The organism is Brevundimonas aurifodinae (assembly GCF_040195595.1).
Taxonomy (GTDB): Bacteria; Pseudomonadota; Alphaproteobacteria; order Caulobacterales; family Caulobacteraceae; genus Brevundimonas; species Brevundimonas aurifodinae.
In genome coordinates this window covers 472184-488463 of record NZ_JBEGDD010000001.1, presented here as the reverse complement: position 1 = coordinate 488463, position 16280 = coordinate 472184, and the positions used below count along the sequence as shown (strand labels likewise).

General features: G+C 68.5%; 17 protein-coding genes. 13 read left to right on the top strand and 4 right to left on the bottom strand.

All coding sequences use genetic code 11. From position 1 onward, the window contains the following. From hisH to ABN401_RS02440, 9 genes are all read left to right on the top strand, one after another. Positions 1 to 582: imidazole glycerol phosphate synthase subunit HisH (hisH, locus tag ABN401_RS02480; RefSeq protein ID WP_349683230.1), on the top strand; the 582-nt coding region annotated here is incomplete at its 5' end. Next, positions 579 to 1313, top strand: a complete 735-nt coding sequence (gene hisA / locus ABN401_RS02475) for a 1-(5-phosphoribosyl)-5-[(5-phosphoribosylamino)methylideneamino]imidazole-4-carboxamide isomerase (protein ID WP_349683229.1) — start codon at positions 579 to 581, stop codon at positions 1311 to 1313. The genes hisH and hisA, both read left to right, overlap by 4 nt. 163 nt (positions 1314 to 1476) lie before the next feature. Further along, positions 1477 to 2244 carry an imidazole glycerol phosphate synthase subunit HisF gene (gene hisF / locus ABN401_RS02470; RefSeq protein WP_349683228.1) on the top strand — a complete coding sequence of 256 codons (768 nt, stop codon included), beginning with the start codon at positions 1477 to 1479 and terminating at the stop codon, positions 2242 to 2244. After that, entirely contained in the window at positions 2241 to 2864 is a 624-nt protein-coding gene (gene hisIE / locus ABN401_RS02465) for a bifunctional phosphoribosyl-AMP cyclohydrolase/phosphoribosyl-ATP diphosphatase HisIE (RefSeq protein ID WP_349683227.1), read from the top strand. The genes hisF and hisIE overlap by 4 nt, the downstream gene beginning before the upstream one ends. Positions 2865 to 2906: 42 nt before the next feature. Then, a complete protein-coding gene (gene zwf / locus ABN401_RS02460) occupies positions 2907 to 4358 on the top strand; it encodes a glucose-6-phosphate dehydrogenase (RefSeq protein ID WP_349683226.1) in 1452 nt (483 codons plus the stop codon). A 143-nt stretch (positions 4359 to 4501) separates the two neighbouring features. Continuing rightward, positions 4502 to 5206, top strand: a complete 705-nt coding sequence (gene pgl / locus ABN401_RS02455) for a 6-phosphogluconolactonase (protein ID WP_349683225.1) — start codon at positions 4502 to 4504, stop codon at positions 5204 to 5206. A gap of 3 nt (positions 5207 to 5209) precedes the next feature. Beyond that, the gene (gene edd / locus ABN401_RS02450; protein WP_349683224.1) at positions 5210 to 7084 is read left to right on the top strand and encodes a phosphogluconate dehydratase; all 1875 of its coding nucleotides are present in this window, start codon (positions 5210 to 5212) and stop codon (positions 7082 to 7084) included. Continuing rightward, positions 7081 to 8052, top strand: a complete 972-nt coding sequence (glk, locus tag ABN401_RS02445; protein WP_349683223.1) for a glucokinase — start codon at positions 7081 to 7083, stop codon at positions 8050 to 8052. The genes edd and glk overlap by 4 nt, the downstream gene beginning before the upstream one ends. 83 nt (positions 8053 to 8135) lie before the next feature. Continuing rightward, positions 8136 to 8405, top strand: coding sequence for a hypothetical protein (locus ABN401_RS02440; RefSeq protein ID WP_349683222.1), 270 nt, complete (start codon positions 8136 to 8138; stop codon positions 8403 to 8405). Positions 8406 to 8496: 91 nt separating this feature from the next. Here the strand turns inward: ABN401_RS02440 and ABN401_RS02435 are convergent, their stop codons facing one another. Further along, positions 8497 to 10293 (bottom strand): long-chain-acyl-CoA synthetase, encoded by a 1797-nt coding sequence (locus ABN401_RS02435; protein WP_349683221.1) that lies wholly within the window; start codon positions 10291 to 10293, stop codon positions 8497 to 8499. Positions 10294 to 10607: 314 nt separating this feature from the next. Here ABN401_RS02435 and ABN401_RS02430 point away from each other — a divergent pair, with 314 nt between their 5' ends. Next, on the top strand, positions 10608 to 11144 hold the full coding sequence (locus ABN401_RS02430) for a flagellar biosynthesis protein FlhF (RefSeq protein WP_349683220.1): 537 nt from the start codon (positions 10608 to 10610) through the stop codon (positions 11142 to 11144). Positions 11145 to 11216: 72 nt separating this feature from the next. On the opposite strand, the gene ABN401_RS02425 is transcribed toward ABN401_RS02430, so the two are convergent. From ABN401_RS02425 to ABN401_RS02415, 3 genes are all read right to left on the bottom strand, one after another. Beyond that, on the bottom strand, positions 11217 to 12527 hold the full coding sequence (locus ABN401_RS02425) for a PQQ-dependent sugar dehydrogenase (RefSeq protein ID WP_349683219.1): 1311 nt from the start codon (positions 12525 to 12527) through the stop codon (positions 11217 to 11219). Positions 12528 to 12541: 14 nt separating this feature from the next. Beyond that, entirely contained in the window at positions 12542 to 13093 is a 552-nt protein-coding gene (locus tag ABN401_RS02420; protein ID WP_349683218.1) for a lipocalin family protein, read from the bottom strand. A gap of 83 nt (positions 13094 to 13176) precedes the next feature. After that, positions 13177 to 14088, bottom strand: coding sequence for a DUF1206 domain-containing protein (locus tag ABN401_RS02415; RefSeq protein WP_349683217.1), 912 nt, complete (start codon positions 14086 to 14088; stop codon positions 13177 to 13179). Positions 14089 to 14218: 130 nt separating this feature from the next. On the opposite strand from ABN401_RS02415, the gene ABN401_RS02410 reads away from it, so the two are divergent. From ABN401_RS02410 to ABN401_RS02400, 3 genes are read left to right on the top strand one after another with little or no spacing between them, the layout of a single operon-like run. Continuing rightward, positions 14219 to 15172 (top strand): ABC transporter ATP-binding protein, encoded by a 954-nt coding sequence (locus ABN401_RS02410; RefSeq protein ID WP_349683216.1) that lies wholly within the window; start codon positions 14219 to 14221, stop codon positions 15170 to 15172. Continuing rightward, the gene (locus ABN401_RS02405; protein ID WP_349683215.1) at positions 15169 to 15936 is read left to right on the top strand and encodes an ABC transporter permease; all 768 of its coding nucleotides are present in this window, start codon (positions 15169 to 15171) and stop codon (positions 15934 to 15936) included. Before ABN401_RS02410 ends, ABN401_RS02405 begins: the two co-directional genes overlap by 4 nt. A gap of 14 nt (positions 15937 to 15950) precedes the next feature. Further along, positions 15951 to 16235, top strand: coding sequence for a DUF427 domain-containing protein (locus ABN401_RS02400; protein WP_349683214.1), 285 nt, complete (start codon positions 15951 to 15953; stop codon positions 16233 to 16235). Positions 16236 to 16280 lie beyond the last annotated feature (45 nt).

The following is a 16280-nucleotide window of genomic DNA, read 5'->3' as shown; positions in this document are numbered from 1 at the left end:
CACCTCGGCGCGGGCAACACCGCGTCCGTCCAGTTCGCGCTGGAGCGGCTGGGCGCGGACGTGCGCGTGACCTCCGACGCCACCCAGATCGCGGAGGCCGAGCGCCTGATCCTGCCGGGCGTCGGTGCCGCCGGCTACGCCATGGCGCGCATGGCCGAGCTGGGCCTGACCGACATCATCAAGGACTTCTCGCGCCCCCTGCTCGGCCTGTGCCTGGGCCAGCAGCTGCTGTTCGCCGAAAGCGAGGAGAACGGCGGGGCGACCCTTCTGGGCTTCATTCCCGGCCGCGTCACCCGTATGCCCGTCCGCGACGACCTGCCGGTGCCGCACATGGGCTGGTCGCAACTGAACACCCTGTCCGACGACCCGATCCTGGAGGGCGTCCACGACGGCGACTACGCCTATTTCGTCCACTCCTTCGTCTGCCCCGACACCCCCGCGACCATCGCCTGCGCCGACTATGGAGCATCGGTTCCGGCCATGGTCCGCAGCGGCAACCGCTGGGGCTGCCAGTTCCACCCCGAGCGCTCGGCCGCCGCCGGTGCCCGCATCCTGAAGAACTTCCTCGAGCTGCCCGCATGATCGTCTATCCCGCCATCGACCTGCGCGGCGGCAAGTGCGTGCGGCTGATGCACGGCCGGTTCGACCAGGTCACCGAATACGACCCCGACCCGGTCGCCCGCCTGACCGCCTTCGCCGACGAGGGGGCCCAGTGGGTGCACGTCGTCGATCTGGACGGCGCCGAGGCCGGCCGGGCGGTCCAGCACGACCTGATCGGTCGGCTGGCGGCGACCCACCTCGGCCACATCCAGTCAGGTGGGGGCGTCCGCTCGGTCGAGGATGTCGAACGGCTTCTGACGGCCGGGGTCTCCCGCGTCGTGGTCGGATCGCTGGCCGTGACAAAGCCCGACGCCGTCGCCGAATGGCTGGCCCGCTTCGGCCCCGAGCGCCTGACCCTGGCCTTCGACGTCCGCGTAGCGGAAGACGGCGTGCCGACGCCCGCGCTCAAGGGCTGGACCGAGGCGGCCGGGTTCGATCTGTGGACAGCGATCGACCGCTATCCGGCTGGAACCCTGTCCCATGTCCTTGTCACCGATGTCGGCCGCGACGGTGCCCTGACCGGCCCCAACCTCGACCTTCTGGCCGAGGTCGTCCGCCGTCGTCCGGAGCTGAAGGTCCAGGCGTCGGGCGGCGTCGCTAACCTGGAAGACCTGAAGGCCTGCGCCGACATCGGCTGCGACGGCGCCATCACCGGCCGCGCCATCTACGAAGGCCGCTTCACGGTCGCCCAGGCCATCGAGGCGGTCGGATGAGCCTCTCTCTCTTCCGCTCATCCCCGCGAAAGCGGGGACCCAGTGCTTTGGGCGATGACTTGAACCCACTAATTCGCGCTGCCGATCCCGGACACCCCGCCTCACAACAGGACTGGGTCCCCGCTTTCGCGGGGATGAGCGGAGTATTGGGGCGTCAGACCCCATGACCGCGCGCCGCATCATCCCCTGCCTCGACGTCAAGGATGGCCGCGTGGTCAAGGGCGTCCGCTTCGAGGGCCATGTCGACATGGGCGACGCGGTCGAACTCGCCGCCCGCTATCGAGACGCGGGGGCCGACGAACTGGTCTTCTACGACATCACCGCCAGCCCGGAGGGGCGCACCCTGGACTACGGCTGGGTGCGCGACATCGCCCGGCTGCTGGACATCCCCTTCTGCGTGGCCGGCGGCATCCGCACCGTCGACCAGGCCGCCGCCTGTCTCGACAACGGGGCCGACAAGGTCTCGATCAACTCGCCCGCCCTGGAGCGTCCCGAGCTGATCACCGAAATGGCCGAGCGCCTGGGCAGCCAGTGCGTGGTCGTCGGGGTCGACTCAAGGCGCGAGGACGGCGACTACGTCGTCCACAAATACACCGGCGACCCGAATGCCCGCCGTCTGGCAGGCAAGAAGACCATGGACTGGATCACAGAAGCCCAGGAGCGCGGGGCCGGCGAGATCGTCCTGAACTGCATCGATCAGGACGGCGTCAGAAAGGGCTATGACACCGCCCAGCTGTCGGATGCCCGCAGCCGCCTGACCATCCCCCTGATCGCCTCGGGTGGAGCGGGCGCGTCGTCCCACTTCCTCGACGTCTTCGACCGGGCCAATGTCTCGGGTGCCCTGGCCGCCAGCGTCTTCCACTCCGGCCAGATCTCGGTGCCGGATCTGAAGGCCTATCTCGCCGGCGCGGGCGTGGAGGTGCGGCAATGATCGATCCTACGACCCTCGACTTCGACAAGGGCGGTGGCCTGATCCCCGCGATCGTGCAGGACGCCGACACGCTCCAGGTCCTCACCCTCGCCTACATGGACCGCGCGGCGCTGGACGAGACGGTCCAGTCCGGCGAGGCCACCTTCTTCTCGCGCAGCCGGGGCGGACGGTGGAGAAAGGGCGAGACCAGCGGCAACCGGCTGAGCGTCGTCTCCATCACGCCCGACTGCGACGGCGACGCCCTGGTCCTCGCCGTCCGTCCGATGGGCCCGGCCTGCCACCTCGGCACCACCAGCTGTTTCGGCGAGGCCGACGCCCCGGGCCTGGGCCGCATCGCCCGACTGGAGCGGACCATCGCCGAACGCGCCTCGGCCGACCCGGAGTCCAGCTGGACCGCCAAACTGCTGGCGCAGGGTCCGAAACGCGCGTCCCAGAAGGTTGGCGAGGAGGGCGTCGAGACCGCGCTGGCCGGTGCCGCCGGGCCAGATGAGGAGCTCGCGTCCGAGGCGGCGGACCTGATCTATCACTTGCTCGTTCTGTTACGGTCGCGTCACTTGTCGTTTCAGGCGGTGCTGGACGTGTTGGCCTCGCGCGAGCGACCGGCCAAACAGCCACAATAGGTCACGGAGGCTCGATCCTCCGGTCATGGGAGACGAGCGGGCATGACGGCACTGGTGCTGTTCGGCGGCGGCGGCGATCTGGCGATGCGGATGCTTCTTCCGTCGCTGTATTTCCTCGAGCATGACGGACTGCTGCCCGAGGGCCTCAAGATCATCGGCGCGGCCCGCTCCGAAGAAACCCGCGAGGAATACATCGCCAAGGTCCGCGCCGCGGTCCAGGGCAAGGCCGACGGTCACTGGTCCGACGACGCCTGGGCAAAGATGGAAGCCCGTCTCGACTACCTCGCCGTCGACGCCACCTCGGCCGAAAGCCTCAAGCCCCTCCGCGACAAGGTGGGCGACGGGTCGGTCACCAGCTTCCTCGCCGTCTCGCCGTCGCTCTATGCCCGGATCGTCACCGCCATGCGGGCGGCGGGTCTGGCCGAACCCGAGGATCGTGTCGTCCTGGAAAAGCCGGTGGGCCGCGACCTGGACAGCTTCCGCGCCATCGACGACGCGGTGGCCGATGCCTTCGGCGAACATCAAGTGTTCCGCATCGACCACTATCTGGGCAAGGAGACCGTCCAGAACCTGATCGCCCTGCGGTTCGGCAACACCATCTTCGAGCCGCTCTGGAACAACCTGTCGATCGACCACGTCCAGATCACGGTGGGCGAGACCGTCGGCGTCGGTGACCGCTGGCCCTACTACGACGAGTACGGTGCGCTTCGCGACATGCTGCAGAACCACATGCTGCAGCTGCTGTGCCTCGTCGCCATGGAGCCGCCCTCGGACCTCGACCCGGACTCGGTGCGCAACGAGAAGGTGAAGGTGCTTCGGTCGCTGCGCCCCGTCACGCCGGACGAGGTCGAGCGCGTCACCGTGCGCGGCCAGTATGTTTCGGGCACCGTCGAGGGTGCCCGCGTCAAAGGCTATGACGAGGAGCGCGGGGCGGACTCGGACACCGAGACCTTTGTCGCCATCCGCGCCGATATCGATAACTGGCGCTGGGCGGGCGTGCCCTTCTTCATGCGCACCGGCAAGCGGTTGCCCGAAAAGCGCACCGAGATCGTCATCCAGTTCAAGCCGGTGCCGCACTCCATCTTCGACCGCGACTCGCGCGGCGAGGCGCGCGCCAACCGCATGGTCATCGAGCTCCAGCCCGAGGAGGACATCTCGCTCACCGTGATGAACAAACGTCCCGGTCTGGACCAGAAGATGCAGCTCCAGCGCATCGACATGTCCCTGTCCTGGGGCGTGGGCCAGAAGGGGGCGGAGCCGCCGCGCCGCCGCATCGCCTATGAGCGGCTCTTGCTGGATGCATTGAACGGCGACTCCACCCTGTTCGTCCGCCGCGACGAGGCGGAGAAGGCCTGGGAATGGGTCGACGGCGTCTCGGCGTCCTGGGCCGAGGGCAAGGTCAAGCCCATGCCCTATCGCGCGGGCACCTGGGGTCCGGACGCCGCGGACCTTCTGCTGGCGCGCACCGGCCGGGAGTGGAAGACCAATGGGTAATCTCTTTCCGCTCATCCCCGCGAAGGCGGGGACCCAGTGCTTTGGGCGATCAATGGCCGAGTTGGCGTTGACGAGCCTATCCCCGACGCCCTGCCTCATTTCAGACCTGGGTCCCCGCTTTCGCGGGGATGAGCGGTAATGAAATGAGCCAGATCGAATCCTTCCCCGACACCGACGCCTGGGCCGCCGCCATCGCCGCGCGGCTGGAGGAAAGCCTCGCCGCTGCCGTCATCGCCAACGGCCGCGCCGTCTTCGCCGGTCCCGGCGGCACGACACCTTCGCCGATCTACGCCCGCCTCGCCCAGGCCGACATCGGCTGGGACCGCATCGCCGTCACCCTGGTCGACGAGCGCCATGTGCCGGAGACCTCGCCGGACTCCAACGCTCGGCTGATCCGGGACGTCCTCCTGCAAGGCCCGGCCGCCGCCGCCCGCTTCATCCCGCTCCATTCCCCCGCCGTGACCGTCGATCGCGCCGCCGCGCTCGCCGCCCACGCCCTGGCCCAGGCCGGAGACCGCCTCGATGCCGTCCTTCTCGGTATGGGAGAGGATGGCCATATCTGCTCGATGTTCCCGGACAGCCCAACGCTGAGGACGCTGCTGACACCGACGCTGAAGCCGACGGTGCTGGGCGTGCCGCACGGCCGCGATGGTGCCGCCCCGCCGCAGGAGCGGCTGTCGATCAACCTGCCCTGGCTGATCTCCGCCGATCGCGTTGTCCTGGGCCTGAAAGGCGCGGTGAAGCGTTCCGTCTTCGAACGCGAGGCCGAGGGCGATCCAGCGACCCAGCCCATCGCCGCCCTGATCGCGGCGAAAGTCCCGCTCGAAGTCGTCTGGACGGAAGGCTAAGCCATGCCCCTTCATCCCGTGGTCAAAGAGGTCACCGACCGCATCGTCGCGCGTTCCAAGGAGTCGCGCGCCGATTATCTCCGCCGCATGGACGCCGCCCGCGATTCCGGCGTCGGTCGCGCCAAACTGTCCTGCGCCAACTGGGCCCACGCCTTCGCGGGCCAGACCATCGCCGACAAGCTGACGGCCATGACGGGCAAGACGCCCAATGTCGGGATCGTCACCGCCTACAACGACATGCTCTCGGCGCATCAGCCGTTCGAGCGCTTCCCCCAGGTGATCCGCGACGCGGTGCGCGAGGTCGGTGCCACGGCCCAGGTCGCGGGCGGCACCCCCGCCATGTGCGACGGCGTCACCCAGGGCCGGCCCGGCATGGAGCTGTCGCTGTTCAGCCGCGACGTCATCGCCATGTCGGTCGGCATCGCCCTGACCCATGACGCCTTCGACGCCGCCTTGTGTCTGGGCGTGTGCGACAAGATCGTGCCGGGCCTGTTCATGGGCTCGCTCGCGTTCGGCCACCTGCCCGTGATCTTCGCGCCCGCCGGGCCCATGCCCAGCGGCATTCCCAACGCCGAGAAGGCCCGCGTCCGCGCCGAATACGCCCAAGGGAAAGTGGACCGCGACGTCCTGCTGGCCTCGGAGATCGGCTCTTATCACTCGCCCGGCACCTGCACCTTCTACGGCACGGCCAACTCCAACCAGATGATGATGGAGCTGGGCGGGCTGCACCTGCCTTCGACCGCCTTCGTCCATCCGGAGACGGGGCTTCGCGACGCCCTGACCGCCGCCGCCGCCAAACAGGCGGTCCAGCTGGCCGAGAGCGGGACCGGCCGGATGGCCGACGTCATCGACGAAAAGTCCATCGTCAACATGATCGTGGCCCTTCTGGCCACCGGCGGCTCGACCAACCACGCCATCCACCTGGTCGCCATGGCCCGCGCGGCCGGTGTCCTGATCGACTGGACCGACATGGACCAGCTGTCGTCCGTCACGCCGCTTCTGGCGCGGGTCTATCCGAACGGCTCGGCCGACGTGAACGCGTTTCAGGCGGCCGGCGGCGTCGCCTTCGTCGCGCGCGAACTGGCCGAGGCGGGCCACATCCACGCCGACGTCCAGACCGTCATGGGCCCGGGCATCCATCACTATTTCCAGGAGCCCTCGCTGATCGACGGCGACCTTGTCTGGCGCGACGGCGTGGCCCAGAGCCTCGACACCGACATCCTGCGACCCGCCTCGGACCCCTTCGACAAGGAGGGCGGCCTGCGCCTCGTTCACGGCAATCTCGGCCGCGCCGTCATCAAGATCTCGGCGGTCAAGCCCCAGCACCGGATCGTCGAGGCCCCTGCCCACGTCTTCGACAGCCAGGAGGATGTACTGGCGGCCTTCCAGGCGGGCCAACTGGATCAGGGCGGCGTCATCGTCCTGCGCTTCCAGGGGCCCAAGGCCAACGGCATGCCCGAGCTGCATTCCCTGTCGCCCCTGATGAGCGTGCTGCAGGATCGCGGCCTGCCCATCGCCCTCGTTACCGACGGACGGATGTCGGGCGCGTCGGGCAAGACGCCCGCCGCCATCCACGTCACGCCCGAGGCTCTGGAGGGCGGCCCCCTCGCCTATGTGAAGACCGGCGACATCGTCCGCCTCGACGCCGAGGCGGGCGTGCTGACCACCACCGCCGACCTCTCGGCCCGTCCCGCCGCCAGGGCGCATGACGTCCAGTCCTGGGGCTATGGCCGCGAACTGTTCGGGGCCTTCCGCGCCGCCGTGTCTTCCGCCGAGCAGGGCGCGTCCGTCTGTTTTCAGGCGGCGGCGACGGCACGCCAGCCCGAGCTCCGTGACGTCGCCGATCACAACATCCAGAACCGGGCCATCGACGCATGAGTGACCCCCGCACCCTCCTCGTCGGCGACGTCGGCGGCACCAACGCCCGCTTCGCCCTGGCCCGCATGGTCGACGGCCTGCCGGTGCTGGACCATCACGAGAGCTTCCCGGCCGAACAGTTCCCGACCTTCCTGAAAGGCGTCGCCGCCTTCATCGAGGGCTGCGAGGTCAAGCCGTCGGGCGGCGTCATCGCCGTGGCGGGGCCGGTCGAGGACGGGGCCATCGACCTGACCAACTCGCCCTGGGCGGTGTCGGAGGCGGAGCTGGCGACCCTGGGACTGAACCCGGTCAAGCTGATCAACGATTTCGAGGCCCTGGCCTGGGGCGCGCCCATTGTGCCGGCCGCCGACCTCGTCCACCTCGGCGGTCCCGCGACGGGCGATCCGCACGCGACCCTGGCGGTGCTCGGGCCCGGCACCGGCTTCGGTGTCTCGGCCCTGGTGCGCGACGCTCACGGCGGTGAGATGGCCATGCCGTCCGAGGGCGGCCACGCCTGCTTCCCGCCGGGCGACACGGTCGAGGACGAGATCCTGCGTATCCTGCGCGAACGCTATGATCGCGTGTCCATCGAACGGCTGATCTGTGGGCCGGGCCTGTTGAACATGCACCGCGCGCTCGCCCGCATCGACGGCCGCGAAACCCATATCGACGACCCCGCCGAAATCACCGAGACCGCCCTCAAGGACCCCGAGAGCCCATGCGGCGCGACGCTCGCTCGCTTCTGCGCCATCCTGGGCGCGGTGGCCGGCGACATCGCCCTGACCACCGGCGCGCGCGGTGGCGTCTATATCGCCGGCGGCATCGCGCCCCGCATCCTCGATTTCCTCAAGGCCAGTCCCTTCCGTCGCCGCTTCGAACGCAAGGGCCGGTTCAAGGACTATATGGCCGACATCCCGACCTGGGTGATCACCCACAAGCACGCCGCCTTGCTGGGGGCCGCTCGCGTCGCCTTCGCGGAGACGGCATAACGCCGTTCGGATTTTGTCTCACGCGCCCGTGAACCCGGCGTGATCGGCGGCGTTTCCCCGACTTCACAAGGAAGGGATATCCCATGCGTAAACTGACCATCGCCTCCATCGCCGTCGCCGCCATGGCCGGCCTGGCCGCCTGCCAGTCGCCCGCCGACGACGCCGCCGAACAACAGGCCGACGCCCTGGAAGCCCAGGCCGACGCCGCGCCGACCGAGGCTCAGGAAGACGCGCTGAACGCCCAGGCCGACGCCATCGAGCAACAGGCCGGCAACGCCGACGGCGGCCTGACGACCGAGAACACCCCCTCGACCACGCCGCCCGCCGACGGCGCGATGGCTCCCGCCAACTAAGGCGGACCCCGGCGGGGCTCATGACCCCGCCGATCCTTCGGAAGAGACGTTCAGACCCCCGCCGCGATCGCTGCGGGGGTCTTCTCGTGGGTCAGAGGCGCGTCTCGCCGTTTCGGATCGCCGCGAAGGCGTCGGCCGTCAGCCTCTGGTAGCCGGACTTGCCGCCTCGCACATAGACGGTTCCCACCACGGCGGGATCGAAGCCCTCGGCGACCAGATCCACCTTGCGGTATTTGAACGTTCCGGTCGTCTCCAGCGTCTTGGCCAGCCGCACGAAGACGGGCCGCGCATAGGGGGGCAGCTGGGCGTCGGCGTACTCGGCGAACGCCTTTGGCGAGAACTTGCCTTCGACGACCAGCGTCACCATCCCGGCCTTGCCCTCGGCACCCGGCACCGGCACGCCATAGGCGATGACTTCCTTGACCCCCGGCGCTTCGGCCAGGCGCTGCTCGACCTCGGCCGTCGAGACGTTCTCGCCCTTCCAGCGGAAGGTGTCGCCGATCCGGTCGATGAAATAGAAATAGCCCTCGGAATCCTGGCGCATCAGGTCGCCGGTGCGGAACCAGCGGTCGCCGCGCTGGAACACGTCGGTCAGGATCTTCTTCTCCGACGCCGCCTTGTCGGCATAGCCCGAGAAGTCGTGGCGGATGTCGTTGCCGATCAGGCCGATGGCCTCGCCGATCTCGCCCGGTTTGGCTTCGACGCAGCAGCCGTTGGCCGCCCGCACCGGCATTTCCGTGTCGATGTCGAACTGCACCAGGCGGATGTTGATCTGCTTCTTGAGGAACTTGGGCACCCGCCCGATCGAGCCCGGCTTTCCGTCGAAGTTGAACACCGAGACATTGCCCTCGGTCGATCCATAGAACTCGAAGATCTCGGGGATCGCGAAACGAGTCTGGAAGTCTGACCAGACGTCCGGCCTCAGGCCGTTGCCGAAGGCCAGCCGCAGCTTGTGCCCGCGCTCGCCCTCCTGCTCGGGACAGTTGACCAGATACCGGCACAGCTCGCCGATGTAGACGAAGACCGTCGCGCCCGTCGCATTGACGTCCTTCCAGAAGCTGGAGGCCGAGAATTTGCGCCTCAGGATCAGCCGCCCGCCGTTCAGAAAGGCCGGGCCGATTCCGACCAGCCCCCCGGTGGAGTGATACAGAGGCAGGACGTTGAACACCCGGTCCTCGGCCGTCGTCGCCGTCGCCCCGGCGAAGGCCCGCATATAGGTGCGCGCGCGGGCGTGGTGGATCTTCGCCGCCTTTGGCAGGCCGGTTGTGCCGGAGGTGTAGATGTAGAGCGCCGTATCGCGGTTGGTCAGGCCGTCCCGCGCGGCTTTTGGCGGACGCACCGACGAGCCGCTGCGGACCGCGTTGTCCAGTCCCCGGCGCTCGGACATCTCGTCCTCGCCGCGCAACCCCAGCACCCACAGCATCATGGTGCGGGTGACGAAGGGGCGGGCCTCCTCGCATTTGCGCCAGGTCTCCTCGTCGGCGACGACCTGGGAGACACCGGCGATATTCAGACAGTGGGCCAGGGCCTGGCCGGTCAGGTTGGTGTTGATCAGGGCCGTGGCGATCCCGACCTTGGAAAAGCCCATCCAGGCCGCGATGAACTCGGGCCGGTTGGTCATCACCAGGCCGATCACATCGGACCGGCGCAGATTGCGGCTGCGCGCCCAATGGGCATAGCGGTTGGCCATGCCGTCCAGCTCGCGATAAGTCAGCGACCGGGTCTCGTCCTCCAGGGCGATGTTGTCGCCGAACCTGTCGACAGCCTCCTCGAAGTCGTCGCAGACCAGGACGTCGCCATCCAGGCTGATCGGCTTGATGCGCTTCAACAGACGCCGCAGGCCAGCGGCGAACTTGAGGTCACGTCGGATATTGGCCGCCAGACCCATGGTCTCGGTCGCTCCGTGTGCAGGCGCAAAAGGACAGGCCCCCGTGATGAACAAGCCCCGGCGTCCGGTCAACCGTCGGGAGAATCCTTGACGGGTCGCCGCGACGTTTCCCGGTCCGCGTGGCATGTCGGACCCGGTTGACGCAGCGATAACATACGACGCGTTCTGGCTTTAACGGCTACGATTTCGCCCGATTTGATCAAGAAGCGGTACAGGAACGCGGCGATCCCGGTTCTTCTTCGAGGCTTTGTTGATCTGGCAGGAACCGGGGTCGTCGAAGTCTGTTTTCTTGGCCTCAATCAGGAGGACCACAGATGACTGTGACCTATACCGACGACACTGCGCGCAACGAGCCGATGATCGAAGAGGTCTTCGTCCCCCGCTATGCCCGCACCAGAAAGTCCCGCTCCAAGGGCGGTATCCGCACCTGGATGATCCTGGCCCCGGTCGGCGTGGTCGCCCTCATCGGCGGCGGCGCTGCGGTCATGATGTCTGGCGAGACCGGCAACGAGCCCCTGGTCGCTCGTGAAGCGCCGGTGCCGCTCGTCCAGCCCGCCGTCCCGCTGGAAAGCTCGACCGCTCGGGCCGCACTGTCGACCGACGACCTGCCCGGCGGCGTGACCCTCACCGAGACCGCGGCCGCCCCGGTCGTCCGCGAGGCTCCGCCCACGCGGCCTGCCGCGATCCAGCGTCGCCAGCCTGTCGAACGCCGCGCCGCCCCCGCCGAGCCCGCGCCCGTCATGGAACAGGCTCCGACCGAGCCCACCGGACCGCAGCCCTATGTTGCGACGACCCCGACGATCGATGCTCCTGCCCCGGCCCCGAGCATCGTCCCGGCCCCGCTGGACTGACGCTCGCCCGATACGATCAAGGCCCCCGGTTCACCCGGGGGTCTTTTTCGTGCGCGCGATCCCGCTGATCGGTCAGGTCGCCGGCGCGACCCGCCAGATCACATTGCCCACGTCGTCGGCGACCAGCAGCGCCCCCGATCGATCCGTGATGACGCCGACCGGCCGACCCAGCGCCTCGCCCTCATCGTTCAGGAAGCCGGTCAGGAAGTCCTGCGGCGGGCCGGCCGGACGACCGCCCGCGAAGGGCACGAACACCACCTTGTAGCCGCTCTTGGGTTCGCGGTTCCACGAGCCGTGCTGACCGATGAAGGCCCCACCGCGATAGGCCGGGGCGAAGCTGGCGCCATCATGGAAGTGCAGGCCCAGCGAGGCCGTGTGCGCCCCCAGCGCATAGTCGGGAGACAACGCCGTGGCCACCGCCTGCGGGTTCTCCGGCTTCACCCGGCGGTCGACCGTCTGGCCATAATAGCTCCAGGGCCAGCCATAGAAGCCGCCGTCCCGGACCGACGTCATATAGTCGGGCACCAGGTCGTTGCCCAGCTCGTCGCGCTCGTTGACCGCCGTCCAAAGTGCCCCGCTGGTCGGCTCCCACGCCAGGCCCACAGGATTGCGCAGACCCGAGGCGAAGACGCGACGCGCGCCAGTCGCGACGTCGATCTCCAGAATCGCGGCCCGGTCGACCTCCTCGTCCAGCCCGTTCTCGCCGATGTTGGAGTTGGACCCCACCCCGACGTACAGCCTGGTCCCATCGGCCGAGGCGACCAGGGACTTGGTCCAGTGATGGTTCCGCCCGGCCGGCAGATCGGCCAGCTTGACCGGCGCGGCGTCGATCCGCGTCTGGCCCGTCTGATACGGCACGCTGACCACCGCGTCGGCATTGGCGATGAACAGCCGATCGCCGACCAGGGCCATGCCGAACGGCGACATCAGGTTCTCGAGAAAAGCCGTCCGCGTCTCGGCCACCCCGTCTCCGTCCGCGTCGCGCAAAAGCGTGATCCGGTTCGCGCTGGGGACCGCCGCCCCGGCCTGCTTCATGACGAGCCCCATGATCCAGCCGCGAATGCCGCCCTGCTTCTCTTCAGGCTTGGGTGGCGCGTTGGTCTCGGCCACCAGCACGTCGCCGTTGGGCAGCCGGTACATCCAGCGCGGATGATCCAGCCCCTCGGCGAAGGCCTGGACCGCGAACCCTTGCGGGGCCGTCGGCGTCACGCCCCGGGGCCAGCCCACGGCGGGGGCGATGTTGACCACGGGCAGGATCCGGCTGCTCGGCTCCACCAGCGTGGGGTTCTGGCCATAGGTCGAACCGGCCGGCGCCAGAGGGCCGCTCCCACACGCGGCGAGGGTCAGGGCGGCGGCGGAGACGGCGAACAGGGTCAGGCGCATGGGACGATCTCGGTTCAGGACGCGGTTTCGGGAAACTCGAGGCGGCTCACATCATAGCCCAGGGCGCGCGCTCGCTCGACGAGGGCCGCCAGTTCGGCGGGCGACGGCGGGGTGCGGGTATAGATCCACAGCTTTTCGAACCGCGGGTCGGCCGAGATGAACCAGCTGTAGTCGTCGGCCCGGTCCAGCACCCAGTATTCCCAGGTGACGAAGCCGCCGAAATACGGGGCTCTCAGCTTGGCGTTGAAGCCGGGGTCCAGGATCACCCCGGCGGCCCCCACGGCGCGTTCCTTGCCGTCGACGCCGCCCTGGCGACAGGTGTCGCGCAGGTCCACCCGCGTCGCCGAAACGATCACATAGTCGGTGGCCGCGGCGACGCAGCCGTCGGTGATGCCCATAGGCAGGCGGGCGACCTCCAGCCAGCGGCCGGAATAGAACCGGTCCAGGTCGATCGGCCTGGTCGGTTGGGGCGCGCGAACCTGGTCGGCGGGTATCGAGGTAGCGCAGGCCCCAAGCCCGAGGCTTACGGCGACAAAGACGGCGGCGGTCAGGCGGGCGAAGATCACGGGCGGGCTCCGGTCGTGGTCATGAAGGCCGAAGATACGGCCACGGTTCCCGATCCGGACGCGCGGCGAATGCGCGCGGCGCTCTATCCCGGAGTCAGGTCGCGCGGCGGGCGGATGCGCCGAAACCGCGCCTCGACGAAGGCGAACAGACCAAAGGCGATCAATCCCAGGGCCGTCACCCCCAGAACCCAGCTTCCGCCCGGCTGACGTTCCAGGGCGTCCAGCGCCTCGCCGAAGGCGGTGACCTCGGCCGAACTGGCCCGCCATCCCGCCAAAGAGACGAACACCCCCAGCGGCAGATAGGCGACGCCGCGCGCCACATAGCCCGCCCGTGCGATGGGCGAGAGCCGCTTGCACACCTGCGGCGAACACGACAGCGCCTCGCCGAAATCGGCCTTGACCCCCTTGATGATATTGCCGACGCCGATGCCCAGGACGATCAGTCCGACGCCCAGCAACAGCCAGTGGCCGTTCGGGAGGGCCAGCAGACTGGCCGCCTTCTCCTGGTTCTCGGCCACGTCGTCGGCGGCCGCCGATCGCTCATACTCGTCCAGGAATTCGAACACGGTCGATGCCAGCAGACCGTAGAACACGCCGCTCGCCGCCTGCCCGGCGCGCAGCATCAACGCCTTCCTCGACGTCCCCTCGCGGTCGGCGTCGAACACCGACTGCAGCACGCGCCATGACACGAAGGCCCACAGTCCCGCGCCCAGCAGCATCAGCCACAGCCGGCCGAACGGCTGCTCCGCCAGCATCGCGGCCGCACCCGTCGACCCGACCGCGTCGCCGGTCATGTCCAGCGCCGCCATCAGGGCGATGACCCCGATCGACACATAGACGAAGCCGCGCGCGCCATAGCCGACGCGCGCCGCCATCTCGAGCAGGTCGCGCAGCGGCGGCACCCGTCTCAGGATCGCGAACCGTCCGCGCCCGGCCTCGCCCAGCGCCGCCAGCCGGGCGCGGAGGCCGTGGATCGGAGCGAAGACGTCGGCCATCGAATGTCCTGGGTGAAAGCTGCGCCGTGCAACGCGCCGTGATGCAGAAAGGCTCCCGACCGCTCTTGAGCCCCGGCCGATCCACGCCATATCCCGGCCACGGCGCGCAATGCCGGTTGAGGGGCACCGCATGCCGCCGGTCATCGACATCCAGGGCATCTCCAAGACCTACAAGGGCGGACTTCAGGCCCTGAAGACGGTCGACCTCCAGATCGGCAAGGGCGAGATCTTCGCCCTGCTCGGCCCGAACGGCGCGGGCAAGACGACGCTGATCTCCATCATCTGCGGGATCGTGACGCCGTCCACCGGGACCGTGATCGCCGACGGCCACGACATCCAGTCCGACTATCGCCGGGCCCGCTCCAGGATCGGCCTGGTCCCCCAGGAACTGACCACCGACGCCTTCGAGACGGTCATCGCCACCGTCACCTTCAGCCGCGGCCTGTTCGGCAAGGCGCCGAACCCCGGCTTCGTCGAGAAGGTGCTGCGCGACCTCAGCCTGTGGGAGAAGCGCAACGACAAGATCATGACCCTGTCGGGCGGCATGAAGCGCCGCGTCATGATCGCCAAGGCCCTGAGCCACGAACCCGACATCCTGTTCCTCGACGAACCCACCGCCGGCGTCGACGTCGAGCTGCGCCGCGACATGTGGGAGCTGGTCCGCCGGCTGCGCGAGAGCGGCGTCACCATCATCCTGACCACCCACTACATCGAGGAGGCCGAGGAGATGGCCGACCGCGTGGGCGTCATCCTGAAAGGCGAACTGATCCTGGTCGAGGAAAAGACCGCCCTGATGAAGAAGCTGGGCAAGAAGACCCTGACCCTGAACCTGCAAGACCCGCTGGCGAGCCTGCCGCCCGAGCTCGGCGAATGGGATCTGACGCTGAGGGCCGAGGGCAACGAGCTGGAATACGTCTTCGATTCCAACGCCGAGCGCACCGGCGTCCCGTCCCTGCTGCGCCGCCTGTCCGACCTGGGCTTCGCCTTCAAGGACCTGAACACCCGCCAGAGCTCGCTGGAGGACATCTTCGTCAGCCTGGTCCACCGCGATACCGGAGCCAGCGTGCAAGGAGTGGGGGCATGACGTTCAACGGCTGGGGCGTCTGGGCCCTGTATCGCTTCGAGATGGCCCGCTTCGGCCGCACCATCTTCGGCAGCCTGGTGACGCCGGTCATCACCACGGCCCTGTATTTCGTCGTGTTCGGCTCGGCCATCGGCAGTCGCATGGAGGAGGTCGGCGGCGTGCCCTACGGCGCCTTCATCGTGCCGGGCCTGGTCATGCTGTCGGTCTTCACCCAGTCGATCTTCAACGGCAGCTTCGGCATCTATTTCCCCAAGTTCACCGGCACCATCTACGAGATCCTGTCGGCCCCCCTGTCGCCGCTGGAGACCGTCACCGCCTATGTCGGGGCCGCGGCGTCCAAGTCGATGCTGGTCGGTCTGGTGACGCTGGCGACCGCCGCCCTGTTCGTGCCGCTCCAGGTCCAGCACCCCCTGGCCATGCTGGGATTCCTGCTGCTGATCTCGGTGACCTTCAGCCTGTTCGGCTTCATCATCGGCCTGGTGTCCAACAGCTTCGAGCAGTTGCAGTTCATCCCCATGCTGGTGGTCACGCCCCTGACCTTCCTGGGCGGGGCCTTCTATTCCATCGACATGCTGCCGGCCGCCTGGCGCACGGTGACCCTGTTCAACCCGGTGGTCTATCTGATCGACGGGTTCCGCTGGGCCTTCTACGGCGTCTCGGACGTCGGGGTGGAGATCAGCGTCGCGGCCATGGCGACCTTCTTCCTGATCTGCCTCGGCGTCGTCGGCTGGATGTTCAAGACCGGCTATCGCCTCAAGAACTGAACGGAGACAGACCCATGCCGACCGCGACCTGGAACGGAAAAACGATCGCCCAAAGCGACGACACGGTGGTGGTCGAGGGCAACCACTATTTCCCGCGCGACGCCGTCGACCAGGCGGTGCTGACGCCGTCGACCACGACCTCGGTCTGCCCGTGGAAGGGGACGGCCTCGTACCATTCGCTCGTCGTCGACGGGAAACAGAACACCGACGCCGCCTGGTTCTATCCCGAGCCCAAATCGGCCGCCGCCGAGATCAGGGATCGCATCGCCTTCTGGAAGGGCGTCGAGGTCCGCGCCTGACCCTCTCGTCATTGGACGGCCGCACGTCCCGGGGCTAAGACGCCG